The sequence below is a fragment of the Ruegeria sp. CDSB022 genome (assembly GCF_059611145.1).
Window position 1 is genome coordinate 441,395 of sequence record NZ_JBXWOZ010000001.1, and the last position, 17,459, is coordinate 458,853.

At 56.2% G+C, this 17,459-nt stretch carries 13 protein-coding genes and 2 tRNA genes; 9 read left to right on the forward strand and 6 right to left on the reverse strand.

Going from position 1 to position 17,459, the window contains the following annotated elements; all coding sequences use genetic code 11:
* Both AC2FIZ_RS02210 and AC2FIZ_RS02215 read left to right on the forward strand, forming a co-directional pair.
* Window positions 1-1,470: a carboxypeptidase M32 gene (locus AC2FIZ_RS02210; protein WP_281994556.1), complete on the forward strand. Its 1,470-nt coding sequence runs from the start codon at window positions 1-3 to the stop codon at window positions 1,468-1,470.
* A gap of 196 nt (window positions 1,471-1,666) precedes the next feature.
* Window positions 1,667-2,161 (forward strand): hypothetical protein, encoded by a 495-nt coding sequence (locus AC2FIZ_RS02215; RefSeq protein ID WP_271947312.1) that lies wholly within the window; start codon window positions 1,667-1,669, stop codon window positions 2,159-2,161.
* A gap of 140 nt (window positions 2,162-2,301) precedes the next feature.
* On the opposite strand, the gene gyrA is transcribed toward AC2FIZ_RS02215, so the two are convergent.
* Window positions 2,302-4,998: a DNA gyrase subunit A gene (gene gyrA, locus AC2FIZ_RS02220; RefSeq protein WP_496790690.1), complete on the reverse strand. Its 2,697-nt coding sequence runs from the start codon at window positions 4,996-4,998 to the stop codon at window positions 2,302-2,304.
* A 224-nt stretch (window positions 4,999-5,222) separates the two neighbouring features.
* Between gyrA and AC2FIZ_RS02225 the strand changes: the two genes are divergently transcribed.
* On the forward strand, window positions 5,223-5,492 hold the full coding sequence (locus tag AC2FIZ_RS02225; protein WP_142633572.1) for an usg protein: 270 nt from the start codon (window positions 5,223-5,225) through the stop codon (window positions 5,490-5,492).
* Window positions 5,493-5,595: 103 nt separating this feature from the next.
* Entirely contained in the window at window positions 5,596-6,291 is a 696-nt protein-coding gene (locus AC2FIZ_RS02230) for a lipid-binding SYLF domain-containing protein (RefSeq protein ID WP_281994557.1), read from the forward strand.
* Here AC2FIZ_RS02230 and AC2FIZ_RS02235 read toward each other — a convergent pair whose 3' ends face one another.
* Window positions 6,292-7,245: a radical SAM protein gene (locus AC2FIZ_RS02235; RefSeq protein ID WP_281994558.1), complete on the reverse strand. Its 954-nt coding sequence runs from the start codon at window positions 7,243-7,245 to the stop codon at window positions 6,292-6,294.
* A gap of 163 nt (window positions 7,246-7,408) precedes the next feature.
* On the opposite strand from AC2FIZ_RS02235, the gene zwf reads away from it, so the two are divergent.
* The 4 genes from zwf to AC2FIZ_RS02255 all read left to right on the forward strand — a co-directional run bounded on the left by zwf (window position 7,409) and on the right by AC2FIZ_RS02255 (window position 12,914).
* Window positions 7,409-8,857, forward strand: a complete 1,449-nt coding sequence (gene zwf / locus AC2FIZ_RS02240; protein WP_271947306.1) for a glucose-6-phosphate dehydrogenase — start codon at window positions 7,409-7,411, stop codon at window positions 8,855-8,857.
* A complete protein-coding gene (gene pgl / locus AC2FIZ_RS02245; protein WP_281972029.1) occupies window positions 8,854-9,525 on the forward strand; it encodes a 6-phosphogluconolactonase in 672 nt (223 codons plus the stop codon). Before zwf ends, pgl begins: the two co-directional genes overlap by 4 nt.
* Window positions 9,526-9,529: 4 nt before the next feature.
* On the forward strand, window positions 9,530-11,143 hold the full coding sequence (pgi, locus tag AC2FIZ_RS02250) for a glucose-6-phosphate isomerase (RefSeq protein ID WP_496790522.1): 1,614 nt from the start codon (window positions 9,530-9,532) through the stop codon (window positions 11,141-11,143).
* A gap of 151 nt (window positions 11,144-11,294) precedes the next feature.
* Window positions 11,295-12,914 (forward strand): long-chain-fatty-acid--CoA ligase, encoded by a 1,620-nt coding sequence (locus tag AC2FIZ_RS02255; RefSeq protein ID WP_496790523.1) that lies wholly within the window; start codon window positions 11,295-11,297, stop codon window positions 12,912-12,914.
* A gap of 82 nt (window positions 12,915-12,996) precedes the next feature.
* On the opposite strand, the gene AC2FIZ_RS02260 is transcribed toward AC2FIZ_RS02255, so the two are convergent.
* The 4 genes from AC2FIZ_RS02260 to AC2FIZ_RS02275 all read right to left on the reverse strand — a co-directional run bounded on the left by AC2FIZ_RS02260 (window position 12,997) and on the right by AC2FIZ_RS02275 (window position 16,049).
* On the reverse strand, window positions 12,997-14,460 hold the full coding sequence (locus AC2FIZ_RS02260; RefSeq protein ID WP_496790524.1) for a flavin-containing monooxygenase: 1,464 nt from the start codon (window positions 14,458-14,460) through the stop codon (window positions 12,997-12,999).
* A 317-nt stretch (window positions 14,461-14,777) separates the two neighbouring features.
* Window positions 14,778-14,852 (reverse strand) — tRNA-Asn (locus tag AC2FIZ_RS02265).
* Between the two features lie 127 nt (window positions 14,853-14,979).
* Window positions 14,980-15,054 (reverse strand) — tRNA-Asn (locus AC2FIZ_RS02270).
* Between the two features lie 80 nt (window positions 15,055-15,134).
* Complete coding sequence (locus tag AC2FIZ_RS02275) at window positions 15,135-16,049, reverse strand: MBL fold metallo-hydrolase (RefSeq protein ID WP_281994562.1); 915 nt, start codon at window positions 16,047-16,049, stop codon at window positions 15,135-15,137.
* 44 nt (window positions 16,050-16,093) lie between these two features.
* Here AC2FIZ_RS02275 and AC2FIZ_RS02280 point away from each other — a divergent pair, with 44 nt between their 5' ends.
* The gene (locus AC2FIZ_RS02280) at window positions 16,094-17,413 is read left to right on the forward strand and encodes an ATP-binding protein (protein ID WP_496708494.1); all 1,320 of its coding nucleotides are present in this window, start codon (window positions 16,094-16,096) and stop codon (window positions 17,411-17,413) included.
* Window positions 17,414-17,459: the final 46 nt, after the last annotated feature.

Consider the following 17,459-nt stretch of genomic DNA (forward strand, 5'->3'; position numbering starts at 1 on the left):
ATGACTGCCTATGATGAACTGATGGCCTTCCAACGTGAAATCTCGGCCCTTGGTCAGATTGCCGGGCGTCTGGGATGGGATCAGGAAACAGTGATGCCGCGCGGCGCAGCGCCGCAGCGCGCAGAAGAAATGGCCGCGATCGAAGCTGTTTTGCATGCCCGACGGTCTGATCCGTGTGTGGCAGAGTGGCTGGAGCAGGCCGAGCCGCAGGACGATGTCGCCCGCGCGCAACTGCGCGAGATACGCCGGTCCTATGAGCGGACCGTGAAAGTGCCCGCCGATTTGGCCAAGACCATCGCACGCGTTACCTCAGCCGCGCAGGGCACATGGGCACAGGCGCGCGCCGATGAGGATGTGGCGGCCTTTTTGCCCGTGTTGGAAGAGGTTGTGGCGCTCAAACGTCAGGAAGGTCAGGCCCTGGCACAGGGCGGTGATGTCTATGACGCCATGGTTGAAGATTACGAGCCCTATACGACCGGCACTCAGATCGCTGCGATCTTTGACCAGATGCGTCCGCGTCTGGTGGCATTGCGAGCAGCCGTACTGGACCAACCCGGACCGGCCGCCCTGACTGGGACGTTTGACGCAGCGACCCAGATGCAACTGTCACAGAAGCTGGCCACCGGATTCGGTTACGACCTGAACACTGGCCGGGTCGACAAGGCCGTTCACCCGTTCAGCTCGGGCAGCGGATTGGACGTGCGGATCACCACGCGCACCAGCGAGACCGATCCGTTCAACTGTTTCTATTCAACCATTCACGAGGTCGGCCACGCCGCCTATGAACAGGGCATCGACCCAGCCTACCTTTTGACCCCGCTGGGGCAGGGCGTGTCGATGGGCGTGCACGAAAGCCAGAGCCGGATTTACGAAAACCAACTGGGTCGATCACGCGCCTATACTGGCTGGCTGTTTGGCCAGATGGTCGAGGCTTTTGGCAGTTTCGGCGTCGCCGATGCCGATGCGTTCTATGCCACGGTCAACCGGGTCCATAACGGCTATATCCGCACCGAGGCGGATGAGGTGCAGTACAACCTGCACATCATGCTGCGCTTTGATCTTGAGCGTGCGTTGATGAGCGGCGATCTGCAGGTCAGAGACCTTGAGGGTGCATGGAATGACCGGTTCAAGGCCGATTTCGGCTATGCGGTTGATAAGCCCTCGAACGGGTGTCTGCAGGATGTCCATTGGTCCGTCGGTCTGTTCGGGTATTTCCCGACCTACTCGCTGGGCAATGTCTATGCCGGATGCCTGAATCAGGCTCTGCGATCCGCGCTGCCCGATCTGGATACTCAACTGGCCGAGGGTGACACGTCGGGCGCCACCGGTTGGCTGCGCGAAAACCTCCAACGCCACGGCGGCCTTTTCGCCCCACGCGAGATCATCCAACGCGCAAGTGGAATGGAACCGGGTCCAGAACCACTGTTGGAGTATCTGGAGCAAAAGTTTGGATCGTTGTACGGGTTGTGATAGTGGGCCTAACTGGGCCTGACCAGACAACGCGCTCAATCGTACACCCAATTCGTGATAGGAGACGAAAGCTTGCTCTGAGCCCAAACCTGCCGAGAAAGCGCCAACCTGCTTATAAGTTGACACTTGTCAAGGATCGAGACTTTTAGTTCACCTACTCTGACAATGGATTGTCCACTACTTAGGCGCTTCTGACATGAACGGATTTATCCAAATTGGTATAGCAATCAGTATTATAGTTTGGGCAGTTCCCTCAACTGCCCAGAGGGCGAATCCCCATTTGATCTACGAAGAGAATTGCGCGTCTTGTCACCTGCCGCATGCAGGAGATTTTGTCTCCGAAAAATTGATTGTGTCAGAAAGCGGCATTGTCGGAAAAGCTTCTGGTCGTCCCGTCATTGATTATCTGAAGGCAGGACACGGCGAGTTGTCAGACGAAGAAATCAATGTGCTGATAGAACAGTTTGAGTTCATCCAAGAATCTGGCCGTCTATTCCAAGAAAAATGCATTATTTGCCACGACAACGCCGCCGAATTTGCGCGCCAAAAGTTGATCTTGCGCGATGACATAGTTACGGGCCGGTACACAGACAGAGATGTCGCAGAGTTTTTGTTGCAGCACGGACGGCTTGATGCTTCTGAGGCACAAAAGATGGTTGAGGTCCTTATGCGCCAACTTCAGGTAAAATAAAGAGCATCAAAATACCACGCGATGCAGGTCGGTTCTTAGCCTTAATTCGGGCATTAGGTCTATGCATTGATAGGCAGTTTTGTCCGCACACCAGACACCCAGAAACATCGCCGAGGCCAGAGAGCCTCGGCTTTCATTGCTTACTCTTCCGTCTCGTCCTCATCACCCTGATCTGCGATCCAGGCAACGGATACGACCTCTTCGCCTTTGCCGGTGTTGAACACCTTCACGCCACCTGCTGACCGCGAGCGGAATGAGATGCCTTCGATCGGGACCCGGATCGACTGACCCTTGGACGTGGCCAGCATGATCTGATCTTCGATATCGACGGGGAACGAGGCCACAAGTGCCCCGCCGCGCATCGCCTTATCCATCGCCGCAACACCCATGCCACCGCGCCCGCGAACGGGGTAGTCGTGGCTGGAGCTCAGCTTGCCTGCACCGCCCGTGGTGATCGTCAGGATCATGTTTTCGGCGGCGGACATTTCGGCATAGCGTTCCTGCGTGATCGTGCCGGGGGTTGCTTCATCCTCATCCGTCTCACCGTCATCGGCGATGCCTGCCACTGCGCGGCGCATCTTGAGATAGGCGGCGCGTTCATCCGGATCAGCTTCGAAGTGGCGGATCACCGACATCGAGACGACACGGTCGCCACCGCTCAGCCTTATACCCCGAACACCGGTAGATTCGCGTGAGTTGAACACGCGCACATCAGTGGTGCGGAACCGGATTGCGCGGCCCGAATTGGTGACCAGCATCACATCTTCGTCTTCAGAGCAGATGCGTGCATTCACCAGTTCGATGCCTTCGGGCAATTTCATCGCAATCTTGCCGTTGCGGCGGACATTGGTGAAATCCGACAGTCGGTTCCGGCGCACATCGCCTGCGCTGGTGGCAAAGATGATCTGTAGGTTTTCCCATTCTTCGTCCGGCACATCCACGGGCATGATCGCCGCGATGGAAACCCCGGTCGGAATCGGCAGGATGTTGACAATGGCCTTGCCCTTGCCAGTGCGCCCGGATTGCGGCAGACGCCAGGTTTTGAGCTTGTAGACCATCCCGTCAGTGGTGAAGAACAACAACTGTGTATGCGTGTTCGCCACGAAGAGGTTGGTAACGACGTCCTCTTCCTTGGTCTGCATTCCCGACAGGCCCTTGCCGCCCCGCTTTTGCGCGCGGAAATCGGCCAGCGGAGTACGTTTGATGTAGCCGCCCGACGTGACGGTCACGACCATATCCTCACGCTCGATCAGGTCCTCATCTTCCATGTCGCCGGACCAATCGACGATCTCGGTGCGACGGGGCACGGCAAACTGTTCACGCACGCTGCGCAGCTCATCCCCGATGATCGACATGATGCGCTCTCGCGAGGACAGAATATCGAGGTATTCCTGGATCTTACCCGCAAGTTCTTCCAGTTCGTCCGTAACCTCTTTGACACCGATCTGGGTCAATCGCTGCAGGCGCAGGTCGAGGATCGCGCGGGCCTGAACGTCGGTCAGGTTATAGGTGCCGTCGTCGTTCATCATGGACAGAGGGTCGTCGATCAGGCGCAGATAGCTTTCGATCTCAGCCGCGGGCCAGCGGCGGGTCATCAGCTTTTCACGCGCTTGCGCGGCGTCAGCGGATGACCGGATGGTTGCAACCACCTCATCCACATTCGACACAGCCACGGCCAGACCGCACAGGATGTGGCTGCGTTCGCGGGCCTTGCGCAGGTCGTAAGCCGTACGGCGCGCAACAACGTCTTCGCGGAAATCGATAAAGCTGGTCAGAAAGCGGCGCAGGGTCAACTGCTCGGGCCGGCCACCATTCAGCGCCAGCATGTTGCAGCCAAACGAGGTCTGCATCGGCGAGAAACGGAAAAGCTGGTTCAAAACAACTTCGGGCGTGGCATCACGTTTCAGTTCGACCACAACGCGTACGCCGTTACGGTCGGATTCGTCCTGAACGTGGCTGACGCCTTCAATCCTCTTCTCACGCACGGCCTCGGCGATCTTTTCGATCATCGAAGCCTTGTTCACCTGATATGGAATCTCATCAACCACGATGGCATAGCGGTCTTTGCGGATTTCCTCGACGCGGGTCTTGGAGCGGATTATGACGCTGCCGCGCCCTTCCAAATAGGCTTTGCGCGCGCCGGACCGGCCCAGCATTACGCCGCCGGTCGGGAAGTCGGGGCCTGGAACATACTCGATCAGCTGCTCGGACGTCAGATCGGGATCGTCGATTAGGGCGAGGGTGGCATCGACCACCTCACCAAGATTATGCGGCGGGATATTGGTCGCCATGCCCACGGCAATGCCGCCAGCGCCGTTGACCAGCATGTTCGGGAACCGTGCGGGCAAGACTGTCGGCTCTCTGTCTTTGCCGTCATAGTTGTCCTGAAAATCGACGGTGTCTTTCTCGATATCCGCCAGCAGAGAGGCGGCGGGCTTGTCCATCCGCACTTCGGTATAGCGCATGGCCGCCGGGTTATCGCCGTCCATCGAGCCAAAGTTGCCCTGACCATCCAGCAGCGGCAGCGACATCGAGAAATCCTGAGCCATCCGCACCAACGCGTCATAGATCGCGCTGTCGCCGTGTGGGTGGTATTTACCCATTACGTCGCCGACCGGACGGGCCGATTTGCGATATGATTTGTCATGGGTGTTTCCGGTCTCGTGCATCGCGTAAAGGATGCGCCGATGTACCGGTTTCAACCCATCGCGCAGATCAGGAATCGCACGGCTAACAATGACCGACATCGCATAGTCCAGATAGGACGTGCGCATTTCGGATTCGATGGAGACCGTCGGGCCACCGTAAACGGGGCGTTCTGGCGGGTTTTCATCCATATTTTCAGGAACTTCTGGCGTATCGCTCACGTAAACTGCCCGTTCTGTATGCAGACTCTATATCTTGTGGATACACCTTATCAGACCCGGCACATAAGGTGCAAGCAAGCAACCATTTTGCAAGTGAGAAACTCCGGTAACATCACGGTAACATATTGTTAACTAAGGATTAGGGTGTTTTCGTGATACAATAGGGGGACCTTGCAATTAATATTGAGGTCGAAATGGAGCGCAGCGAAACGGAATTGATGCTTAAAGGATATGGGCTGACAACGGCGGAATTATTCTACCACATGCCCGACTATATCCATGTTCTGAACACCTTCATCTGGCAGGAATACGATCTGGCGCCGGATCATCCGAAACTGTTCGAGTTCATTGATTTCTGGCAGCGAGAGATCGAAGGCCCCTTACATTCTGTAAAATTCACGCACCGTAAGATGATCGCGCCCGGAGAGTGGCGCAACCAAGTTGGCGAGTTTCGGGTGAATTAGCCACCCTGGCAGATTATTGGCTGTGTAACGAAAGGGCGTGTTCCATTTGATTTTCTTAGGCTAGGGTCGTGTCCAAACCATTGATCAGCTAAGGAAATGCCGCATGCCCAGAATGTTGCTGTTTGTCGCCGCCGTTTTGCTTGGTGGGCCAGTCGCCGCTGAGGGAGTTTTCGACAAGATCAAAAAAGGCGCGGCAAACGCGGCTGACGTTGTCGGGCAAGGGGCCGAAACCGTTGGCGAGACAATCGATAAAGGCGCGAAAGCTGTTGAGGGTACGGTCGACTCGACCACCGAATTGCTAAGCAATGAGGCCACTCCGGAAGAGACGCGCGCCAAGCTGGACACATTGGCCACGCAGATTCTGGATCAGTTGCTGGCCGAAAATCCCGAAGCGCATGCGCTGTACGAGGTCTGTGCCGGCTATGCCGTGTTCGACTCGCGCAAGGTTACGGTGTTTCCAGTCTCGGCTGGGTATGGGCGGGGTGTGGCGGTGTCAAAGGACACCGGCCAGCACACATATATGAACATGGGAACAGGCGGCGTGGGTGGCGCGATCGGCATCGGCGGCTTTGAATCCAAGTTTGTGATCATGTTCGAAACCCCTGCTGATCTGGATAAGTTCATCACCCAGGGCTATGACGCGACGGCCGAAACCGGTGCCATGTACGGCGATGAAAACACGACGGAAACCGTGCGCTTCACCGATGGCCGGTCTTTTTTTGAACTGTCCAAGAAAGGGTGGCGCGTGGCAGCGGGCGCGTCGGGCTCAAAGTTCTGGAAATCGCCGGAACTGAACTGATCACCCCGAACAGCTGGCCCCGCCCAGGACGCAGAATTTGGCGCAATGCGGATGGTTCAGATGCACGTCCGCTTCCGCCTCGGCCAGCGTATGGCCCATCTCGAATTCCGGCTCATAAGGCAGCAGCGTGCAGGCCAGAACAGCCGGTTTTTCAGCGCCCTTGCGTTTGACCACCATCCGGGCGCTGGCACACATCACAGTCGCGGGTGATTTGTCCAGGATACCCCAGCAGGCGGTGGTAATTTCCGGCACTTCGACAGTTTCGTCCATCTCAGGGAAAAGAACCGTTCGCGCAGGGTCATGTGCGTCGATGCCAAACCCGTGGTGGTTGAATAACGTAGCATATCCCTGACGGCTTTTTTCATCGTCCTCGCCCCATACGGTTCTGCCGGCAACAGCCATCCGGAATCCGCCATCGCGTAGCCACTTCATACCTTCCACGGTTTTGTCAAAACTGCCTTTGCCGCGTTCCTTATCGTGCAGGTCGGCACGATAATGGTCGAGCGATACCCGCAGCGTCAGTTTCCCAGCGTAGTCGCGCTGAAGTTCAGTCAATCCCTCGCGCATCTTCTGGCGCATCATTGGCCGCATGGCGTTGGTCAGGATCAACACCTCATAGCCGCGTTCCAGCGCAGCGCGCGCCATCTCGATCATGTCGGGGTTCATGAACGGCTCACCACCGGTAAAGCCAATCTCACGCACGGGCCAGTTTCTGTCTTCGATCTGGTCCAGATAGTCGCGCACTTCATCCGCCGAGATATAGACCAACGCATCATTGGTCGGGCTGCTTTCGATATAGCAGTTCACACATTCGATGTTGCACAAAGTCCCGGTATTGAACCAGAGCGTCTCGGGGTTGGTCAACGCCACCGAGGCACGAGTCTGGCCATCCGCTGTCACCAATTTGTTTTGAAACTTGCCGATATTGACGATCTGAGGGGCGTTGTCTTTCATTCCGGTTTCCGGTTCTTTTCTGTTGTCACCTTGAATTAGAGGTTTCAGACCGTTTCGCAAAGTGAGACATGGGTGAGCTGACAGAGAATTGATGTCGCGGAAATCCGCAAAAATGGTTGCGCTAACATTGGACATTGAGCATAGGGCAAGGTAAGGAAAACACATGGTTTCTCGCGTCATACCTGTAGACCCCTTTGATCTGGTCATTTTTGGCGGAACCGGCGATCTGGCGCAGGGTAAAATCCTGCCTGCTCTGTTTCGCCGGTTTTGTGCTGGCCAGTGGGCTGAAGGCGCGCAAGTAATCGGGGCGGCCAGAACGGATTACGACCGTGACAAGTTCCGCAATTTGGTCCGCAACTCGCTTGAGGCACATGCCGGACGACACAGTCTGGACACTGCTGCGTTGAACGCGTTTTTGCAGCGGGTTGATTATGTGACATTGGATGCTGTTGCGGATCATGGCTGGGCCGAGCTTGCGCGGAAACTTCAGCCGAATCGGGTTCGGGCGTTCTATTTTTCGGTGGGGCCGCGGTTGTTTGGCCCTCTGGCGGAACGGATCGAGGCGTATGATCTGACAACGCCGCAGACGAGGATCGTGGTTGAAAAACCCTTTGGCCATGATCTGGAAAGTGCGCGGGCTTTGAATGCCACGCTGGCCGCGCATTTCAGGGAAAGTCAAATCTATCGAATCGACCACTATCTGGGCAAGGAAACCGTCCAAAACCTGATGGCTGTTCGGTTCGGCAACATGTTGTTCGAACCACTTTGGAACAGCCAGTATGTCGACCATATCCAGATCACCGTAGCCGAATCCGTCGGAATTAACGGCCGTGAAGAGTATTACGAGCGCGCAGGCGCAATGCGCGACATGATGCAGAACCACCTGATGCAGCTTTTGTGCCTGATCGCCATGGAACCTCCGGCCAAGTTCGACCCGGATGCGGTGCGTGATGAAAAGCTCAAGGTCATTCGCGCTCTGGACCCGGTAAAGCCGCATCATATCGTGCGGGGGCAGTTTGAGGGCGAAAGTTCAAGTTACCGCAAAGCCGTTGGAAATCCGCGCTCGACCACGGAAAGCTATGTGGCGCTGCGGGCGCATATCAGCAACTGGCGATGGGCGGGAACACCGTTCTACTTGCGCACGGGCAAGCGCCTTGTGGCCCGGTCTTCGGTGATCAATGTGATGTTCAAAGACGCGCCGCACTCGATCTTTGGAGCGGATGCCGGGCGTCATGCGAATGCGCTGTCGATCCGCCTGCAGCCAAATGAGGGCATCACGCTGAAAGTGACGATCAAAGAGCCCGGGCAAGGCGGCATGCGTTTGGTCGACGTGCCCTTGGATATGAGCTTTGCCGAGGCATTGGGCGCCGAGAATCAGGACCCGCCAGACGCCTATGAACGTCTGGTGATGGATGTGATCCGAGGCAATCAGACGCTGTTCATGCGCGGTGATGAGGTCGAGGCCGCCTGGGCCTGGACAGACCCGATCATCGCAGGATGGCAGGCGCGTGGCGACGTGCCGAAACCTTATGAGAGCGGCAGCACTGGGCCGGGCGACGCCGAGCTGCTGATGAAACGGGACGGTCGCCGTTGGCAAGGGATAAACCCATGAAAGTTCAGGAATACGCCGACCGGGATATGCTAGCCATCGACGTGGCCAATGCTATCGCCGGAGATCTTGAGGCGGCGCTGCTGCATCACGATCTGGTCTCTTTTGCTGTGCCGGGCGGTACCACACCCGGGCCGGTCTTTGACGGATTGTGTGCCGCTGATTTGGATTGGGACCGGGTCCGAATTCTGCCAACGGATGAACGGTGCGTGCCCAGCGACAGCGATCGCGCAAATGCGCGGCTGATCCAAGAGCGTTTGCTGACCAATCGCGCCTCAGTCGCGCAATATGTGCCTCTGTATCTGGATGGCAAAGATCCGGAATCGGTGCTGCCCGAAATTGAGAGCTTGATTGCGCCCGTGCTGCCTCTTTCGGTTCTCATGCTGGGTATGGGCGAAGATATGCACACCGCCTCGCTGTTTCCGGGGATGGACGGGTTGGCCGCCGCATTGGACGGACATGCGCCACCTTTGGCCGTGGCCCGACCAGAAGTTCAGCCCGAGGCGCGGATTACATTAACGGCTCCGGTCTTGGATGGCGCATTGTCTAAGCATCTGGTGATTTTCGGGGAAGCCAAACGCAAGGCGCTGGACCGAGCCATGTCCCTGCATCCCAAAGAGGCACCGATTGCTGCTGTGTTGGGCGGCATGACGGTCCATTGGGCGGAGTAGAGTTATGAACCTGGATACTCTCAAGGCATTTGCGTCAGATGGCGGTCGTTCCATTTTGGACTTGTTCGAACAAGACGTGGATCGGGCACATGTTTTCTCGGCCTCGACGGGCGATATGCTGTTTGACTATTCAAAGACGCAGATTGACACGGATATTCGCGCGGCCCTGATCCGCCTATGCGACGAGGCGGGGCTTGCCGACAGGCGCGACGCGATGTTTGCGGGTGCCAAGATCAATGAAACCGAAGAACGCTCGGTTCTGCATACGGCATTGCGGAATCTGGATGGCGGTCCGGTCGACGTGGATGGTCTGGATGTCATGCCTGGCGTTCTGGATACGCTGCAGCGGATGCGTGTCTTTGCCGAAGAGGTGCGCGGTGGCGCGGTGGCCGGGGCAGGGGGCAGCTTTACCGATGTGGTGAATATCGGAATTGGTGGGTCTGATCTGGGACCGGTTATGGCCACGCATGCACTGGCTCCGTATCACGACGGGCCGCGGCTGCACTATGTCTCGAATGTAGACGGGGCACATATTGCCGATGTTCTACGGCAGCTGGATCCGACGCGGACACTTGTGATTGTCGCGTCCAAGACGTTCACGACCATTGAAACCATGACCAATGCCCGCACCGCGCGCGCCTGGATGGTCGATGGCGGCGGGGAGCCGGCCCGACAGTTTGCTGCGGTTTCCAGTGCTTTGGGCAAGACTCAGGCCTTTGGCATTCCCGAACAGCGCGTGTTTGGTTTCGCCGATTGGGTCGGCGGACGTTATTCGGTTTGGGGGCCTGTGGGCCTGCCGGTGATGATTGCCGTAGGCTCGACGGCCTTTGACGCGTTTTTGCGTGGTGGACAGGCAATGGACGTGCATTTTCGCGCCGCCGATTGGTCCGAGAATATGCCGGTGATGTTGGCTTTGACCGGTATCTGGCATCGGCAGGTTCTGGGATATGCCAGCCGGGCCGTGCTGCCATACGATCAGCGTCTCCTGCGCTTGCCCGCATATTTTCAGCAGCTCGAGATGGAGTCGAATGGCAAATCCGTTGCCATGGACGGCAGTGCGCTGACCATTCCTTCGGGTCCGGTGGTCTGGGGTGAGCCTGGTACCAATGGTCAGCATGCGTTTTATCAGCTGATCCATCAGGGCACAGACGTTATCCCTTGCGAATTCATGGTCGCTGCCGAGGGACATGAACCCGAGCTGACCCACCATCACCGGCTGCTGCTGGCCAACTGTCTGGCCCAGTCCGAGGCGCTGATGCGCGGCCGATCGCTGGACGAGGCGCGGCAGCGCATGGCCGACAAAGGGTTGACGGGTGAAGAATGCGAACGTCAGGCCCGACATCGGGTGTTTGCTGGCAATCGTCCCTCGACCACGCTGATGTACCCCAAGCTAACGCCTTTTGTTCTGGGTCAGGTCATTGCCCTGTACGAGCATCGCGTATTCGTCGAAGGGGTCCTGTTGGGGATCAACTCTTTTGACCAGTGGGGCGTTGAACTGGGCAAGGAACTGGCGACTTCACTGGGGCCAATCGTGGACGGTGCAGAAGGTACCGAGACCAAAGACGGGTCAACCGCCGCCCTTGTTGCCTATGCCATGTTGCACCGGGAAACCGAATAAAAGCCAGCTTTGCAGCCCTTGCATGACGCATTCTTCTATTGTCAGACAATTAAATGCTTGGCAGGGTTTCTTTTGACCGCGCCGATTGCAGAAGATGCGTGGCAAACAAGAAGGTGCTGCAAAAAGCGGCCCCGACACAGGGAGGATGTCCATGCTGGGACAAATGATGACGCAACCGTTGCTGATCTCGTCACTGATCGAGCATGCCGATCGCTATCATGGCCAAACCGAGATATATTCTGTCGAAACTGACGGCAGCTTGACTGAAACGAACTGGTCGCAAGTCGCCGCGAACGCACGAAAATTAGGTTCTGCACTGTTAGGTCTTGGGCTGGAACCGCACGCTCGGATAGCGACATTGGCATGGAACAACCGCCGCCATCTGGAAATCTACTATGGCACTTCGGGTGCTGGATTCGTCTGCCACACCGTAAACCCCAGGCTGTTTCCAGAGCAGCTGACCTATATCATCAATCATGCGCAGGACCGGGTTCTGTTTTTCGACGCTACATTCATCCCGCTTGTCGCCGCTTTGAAGGACCAACTGACAGAGGTGCAGCATTTCGTGTTAATGGGTCCGCGGAATGATGACGCAATCGCGCAGGTTCCAGGGGTGCAGTTCTATGATGAGCTGATCGAAACCGGTAATTCCGGCTTTCAATGGCCGAGGCTGGACGAAAACACAGCCTCAAGCCTTTGTTACACTTCGGGCACAACCGGCAACCCCAAAGGGGTGCTCTATTCCCATCGCTCGACAGTTTTGCACAGTTTTGGGTCCAACACGCGTGACGTGATCGGGTTTTCGGCGATGGATGTGGTACTGCCAGTTGTACCGATGTTCCATGTGAATGCTTGGGGATCGCCGTACGCTTGCGCGATGTCGGGGTCTCGGATGGTATTACCGGGACCAGATTTGCATGGCGAGGCATTGGTCAATTTGATTGACAGCTATGGGGTGACACTGGCCATGGGCGTGCCGACGATCTGGCAGGGTCTGCTGGCCTCTGCCAAGAAGTCGGGCAGTCAACTGTCCAGTCTTGAGCGCACAGTTATTGGTGGGGCCGCATGTCCGCCGTCGATGATCGAGACGTTCCGCGAAACCTACAGTGTCGATACAGTCCACGCCTGGGGGATGAGCGAGATGAGCCCGCTGGGAACCGCGAACCAGCCCTTGGCGAAACATGGAAAACTACCCAAAGAAGAGCAGTATGGACTTCGGGAAAGTCAGGGCCGTCCTTGTTATGGGGTCGAATTGAAAATCGTTGATGATCTCGGCAATGAGCTTCCGCGCGACGGTGAAACACAGGGAGACCTGATGGTGCGCGGATACTGGGTATTGGACAGCTATTTCATGATGCAGGATCAGGGTCTGCTGCAAGACGGTTGGTTTACCACTGGCGACGTGGCGACACTGGACCCGGACGGGTATATGACGATCCGAGATCGCTCAAAGGACATCATCAAATCCGGCGGTGAATGGATCAGTTCGGTCGAGCTCGAAAATATCGCGGTGGCACATCCAAAGCTGGCAGGCGCAGCCGTTGTAGGTGTGCCGCATCCGAAATGGGACGAACGGCCCGTTCTTGTGGCGGTGAAAGCCGAGGGGGCGAACCCAAGCGAAGAAGAATTGCTGGCGTTTTTTGGTGGTAAGATCGCCAAGTGGCAGATCCCGGACAGGGTAGTCTTTGTGGACGCGCTGCCACTGAACGCGACTGGCAAGATCCTGAAACGCAACCTGCGGGAAGACTTCAAAGATCTGCTGAGTACCTAGCGCAAAAACACTGGCCTGGCAGACACAAGCGAGATTGTTTGCCGGGTTTTCTGACTTCGCGGCGAAGTAGATCTATAGCCCCTCAGCCTTCTGAAGATCCACGCGTGAATTCTGCCAGTTTGGGTTTCCTCGTGCGCCAGAAATACTCGAATGAACTGCCGGGCCAGTTGGTGGTTATCCGCTCGCCATCTTTGTAATAGCTGCGCTCGATCCGCGCCCACTGACTTTTGGCAAGACGCTGTTGCATCTCGTCATCGAAACGCAATGCCGCCTCAGGTTTTACTTCGATCGTGCCGTGATCGGCAGCCTTGATAAGTTGGATGACAAAACCGATTTGCGCTTCGATCATGGCCAGTACCGTCGTGTGGCCCAGGTTTGTGTTTGGTCCGTAAATAATGTGCAGATTAGGGAATTTGGGAACCGAGATGCCAAGATAGGCCCGCGCACCACCATCATCCCAAACATCGCGCAACAAGATACCATCACGTCCCTTGATATCAATAGCTTGCAGGAAGGGGTTGGATTGGAACCCAGTGCCAAGAATGACCACATCATGGGGGCGTTCGGTGCCGTCTGTGGTCTTGATCCCGTCTTTGGTGAAACAGTCGATCCCGTCCGTTACCAGATCAACCTTATCCTGGTTCAGGGTCTGATAGTAGCTGTCGGAAACCAAAAGACGGCGTGCGCCGGGTGGGTATTTTGGTCGAAGCTCCTCGCGGAGTTTTGGGTCCGATATCGTCTTTTCCAGATGCCGGTTCAGTATGTTCTGCATCAGCATCTCGTGCAGTTTCGATCCTTTCATGACTGGAAAGATCTTGAACTCATTCTCGGCCCAAAGGCGGAAGCGATAAAGTTTTTGAAGGAAAGGCATCGAACGCATCAGCGACTTGAAGCTCTCGCCATAGGTCTTGTTGCCTTTGGGCATGACCCAATTTGCCGTGCGTTGATAAACTGTCAGACTGCGTGCCTGTTTGGCGATCTCTGGGATAAACTGCAGCGCGCTGGCTGCATTTCCAATCACGGCAACCGATTTGTCCTTCAGGTCGATATCATGGCGCCATTCGGCAGAATGGAATATGGTTCCTCCGAAGAGTTTCATCCCCGGTATCCCAATACGGTTGGGAAAGTGCAACTGACCAACCGAGCAAACCACGTGGCGGCAGAGATAGGTTTCATCTCCATTGCCCTTGGTCGTTACAGTCCACATTTCACTTGTCGGATCGAAGCTTGCTGAAGTGACGGCGCAGCCAAGGCGTAAATGCGCGATCACTCCGAATGTTTCCGCACAATCCCGGATGTAATCCAGAATCTCTTTCTGTCCCGACCATTTTCGGCTCCAGTTCGGCGTTTTGCTGAAAGAGTAAGAATACAAATGCGAGGGCACATCGCATTCCGCACCGGGATAGGTGTTATGCTGCCAAGTGCCCCCAAATTCAGTGGCCTTGTCGAGTATTGCGAAGCTGTCGATTCCCGCTTGTCTGAGCTGGTAGCCCATACCAATGCCGCCAAAGCCAGCACCTATGATCAAACAGTTCACCTGCTTCATGATACTTCCTTATGCTCGTATGTCCGTTTCGCGACTTACCAGTGGCGTTTCTGATCTGCCTGGTTTGGCTTTGGGACAAGCGTGACCGGCATAAAATCTTCTTTCAATCTATCTCAAGTTCACCTGAGCCTGCTAATAACTTGGGCCCAGACTAAGTCCTTCAATGCAAATGTAATTGGGAACTTATCCCTCAACTTTGAGTTGAATGGAATGAAAAAATTAGAGGATGAACCTTTGAAACCGTTTATCATCTGCCTTGAGTTATGGCGCACGGCCTGAGGCAGGGTGTTTCTATAGTCGTGAAAATTTTGGAAGATTGGCTCCGGCGGTAGGGATCGAACCTACGACCAATTGATTAACAGTCAACTGCTCTACCGCTGAGCTACGCCGGAACGGTTCGCGCCGTATAGCAACCCGACTCTTCGGCGTCCAGAGGGGGGCGTGAGTTTTTTCGTCGAAAAAACATGCGCACAGCGAAGGCGGGCATCCATGATAATTTGCGGTGTGTTTTGGGGAAATTGGCTCCGGCGGTAGGGATCGAACCTACGACCAATTGATTAACAGTCAACTGCTCTACCGCTGAGCTACGCCGGAACGGTTCGCGCCATATAGCAACCCGAAATTTCGCCGTCCAGAGGGGAAGCGCGGTTTTGGAAAAAAATTTACCTCGGCATCTATGGGGTTCTGGCGAAGATCGCGCCGACAGATAATTTTGACTGCGGTGCAACCAGAAATCGGCACGTAAGATCAACGAGATGGGCGAATACATTCCGTTCGGCAGCGGGCAACAGGGCGGCGGGGGTTTCGGTATAGATTCGCTCGGCCAATTCCCGGGCGGTTCCTGGCCTGGTTTCCAATGCGGACAGAATCTGTTTTTCCCGGGCGCGCCGGTGGGTGATCAACCAATCGAGCCTTTTGGCAGGGTCGTTAATCGGTGCGCCATGCCCTGCGTGGAATACGGACCAGTTATGTTGCCCTAGCTTTTCGCAAGCCGCCATGAAATCGGTCAGATCACCATCAGGTGGTGACACCAGTGAACTGGCCCAACCCATCACATGGTCGGCGGTAAAGCAGACATCCCCCCAACCCAGCGCAATATGGTTACCAAGATGACCGGGCGTATGGATCACATTCAACTGCCACCCTTCGGCGGCGATTACATCACCATCTTCGACTTCGATATGCGGGCGGAACGCCGTGTCGATCCCTTCACCTCCGCCTGCGAGCCCCTGAGTAGCCAATTCGGCCATCACCTCACTGCGGCCTGCTTCGGGGCCTCCGAAAGCAATGATCTTTGCTTGCGTTCGTTCGGCCAGCGGTGCAGCAAGCGGAGAGTGGTCCAGATGAGAATGTGTGACAATGATGTGGCTGATCCGTTGTCCGGGTTTAACCGCGTTCAGGATTGCATCCAGATGGTCCGAATTGGCAGGGCCGGGGTCAATCACCGCAAGATCGGTTTGGCCAAGCAAGTAAGTATTGGTGCCGCGATATGTCATCGGAGACGGGTTGGGGGCAAGAATCCGCCTCAGGCCCGGTTGTAATTCGTCATCTCGACCTGGCATTGGATTGAAATCGTCCGGTGCTTGCATTCTGCACTCTTTCTCTCGTCTGAACAGCTCGTTAGGTTTAACCCATGACGACGCAATGGCTCAAACTTTATATGCCGCGCAGCCTGTATGCTCGGGCGGCTTTGATTCTCATTTTGCCGGTGGTGGTGATGCTGCTGGTGATCAGTGTCGCCTTTTTGCAAAAGCACCTAGAAGATGTCACTGCGCAAATGACTCGTGCCGCATCGCGTGAGGTTACGCTGGTTACGGATGTGATAGAACATTCTGAAACGCAGCAACAGGCGGTGGCCGAACTTCGGCCCGATCTGGCCGCGCTTGATATGAAACTGCGGTTTCTCGGGATAAACGAAACGCCAGTCATCGGGAATCGCCGCTGGTATGATTTCATTGCACCTCAAGTCGAATCCGAGTTGCGCGCCCTGCTTCCCGATCTTGTAGCGGTCGCCTTGCCAAGCGGGCAGGAGGCTCGATTGTATCTGCAGACGGATTTGGGTGTATTGCAGCTAACTTTCGACCGTCGGCGATTGTCCCCCACCGCGCCGCATCAGTTGATTGTGACTGTCTTGTTCTTTGCGATCATCATGACAACCATTTCGTTTTTGTACATGCGCAACCAGCTACGACCGATCACCCGTCTGGCCGAGGCTGCACAGGCGTTCGGACGCGGGCGGGTTGTTCCTTATTCGCCAGGCGGCGCGATCGAGGTGCGAGCGGCTGGCAGTGCGTTTCTGGATATGCGCGCCCGGATAGAGCGTCAGATGGAGCAGCGCACCATGATGCTGTCCGGTGTCAGCCACGATTTGCGAACGCCTTTGACGCGTCTCAAGCTTGGGCTGTCTTTGTTGCCCGAAGGTGAGGCAGCGCCATTGCAACAGGACGTGGATGAAATGCAGCTATTGCTGGACGCGTTTTTGGATTTTTCCAAAGGAGCGGCAGAGGTGGCGCCGGAATCCGTAGACCCTGAGAGGTTCCTTCGGCAGATCGTCAAGGATGCGTGCAGGGCAGGGCATAAGGTCGAATTGGTAAAGGTTGATGGCGCAGGAACCGCGATGTTGCGCCCGACGGCTATTCGTCGCGCGGTAGAGAATTTGATCGGGAATGCGGTCAGGTACGGAAATCGCGCTGAGATCAGCCTGTCGGTCTCTTCCAAATCGCTGCGTATCCGCGTCGAAGATGATGGTCCGGGTATTCCGCCCGAGCAGCGCACCGAAGCGGTCAAACCTTTCTCGCGATTGGATCCGGCGCGCAACCAGAATCGGGGCAGCGGTGTTGGTCTAGGGTTGGCCATTGTGGCAGATGTCGCCCGAGCCCATGGCGGCGTGCTTCGATTGGGCAAAAGCGAACATCTGGGCGGTCTGTGTGCCGATATTATCATCGGTCGCTAGAGCATCGTGCACCGGACCTCTGCTCTGCCAAATCTGGTGTGAGTTC

Excerpts from the sequence above, each read along its gene's own strand:
- AC2FIZ_RS02210 (WP_281994556.1), top strand. The coding sequence starts at position 1 with ATGACTGCCTATGATGAACTGATGGCCTTCCAACGTGAAATCTCGGCC.
- AC2FIZ_RS02215 (WP_271947312.1), top strand. The coding sequence starts at position 1,667 with ATGAACGGATTTATCCAAATTGGTATAGCAATCAGTATTATAGTTTGG.
- gyrA (WP_496790690.1), bottom strand. The coding sequence starts at position 4,998 with ATGGATGAAAACCCGCCAGAACGCCCCGTTTACGGTGGCCCGACGGTC.
- AC2FIZ_RS02225 (WP_142633572.1), top strand. The coding sequence starts at position 5,223 with ATGGAGCGCAGCGAAACGGAATTGATGCTTAAAGGATATGGGCTGACA.
- AC2FIZ_RS02230 (WP_281994557.1), top strand. The coding sequence starts at position 5,596 with ATGCCCAGAATGTTGCTGTTTGTCGCCGCCGTTTTGCTTGGTGGGCCA.
- AC2FIZ_RS02235 (WP_281994558.1), bottom strand. The coding sequence starts at position 7,245 with ATGAAAGACAACGCCCCTCAGATCGTCAATATCGGCAAGTTTCAAAAC.
- zwf (WP_271947306.1), top strand. The coding sequence starts at position 7,409 with ATGGTTTCTCGCGTCATACCTGTAGACCCCTTTGATCTGGTCATTTTT.
- pgl (WP_281972029.1), top strand. The coding sequence starts at position 8,854 with ATGAAAGTTCAGGAATACGCCGACCGGGATATGCTAGCCATCGACGTG.
- pgi (WP_496790522.1), top strand. The coding sequence starts at position 9,530 with ATGAACCTGGATACTCTCAAGGCATTTGCGTCAGATGGCGGTCGTTCC.
- AC2FIZ_RS02255 (WP_496790523.1), top strand. The coding sequence starts at position 11,295 with ATGCTGGGACAAATGATGACGCAACCGTTGCTGATCTCGTCACTGATC.
- AC2FIZ_RS02260 (WP_496790524.1), bottom strand. The coding sequence starts at position 14,460 with ATGAAGCAGGTGAACTGTTTGATCATAGGTGCTGGCTTTGGCGGCATT.
- AC2FIZ_RS02275 (WP_281994562.1), bottom strand. The coding sequence starts at position 16,049 with ATGCAAGCACCGGACGATTTCAATCCAATGCCAGGTCGAGATGACGAA.
- AC2FIZ_RS02280 (WP_496708494.1), top strand. The coding sequence starts at position 16,094 with ATGACGACGCAATGGCTCAAACTTTATATGCCGCGCAGCCTGTATGCT.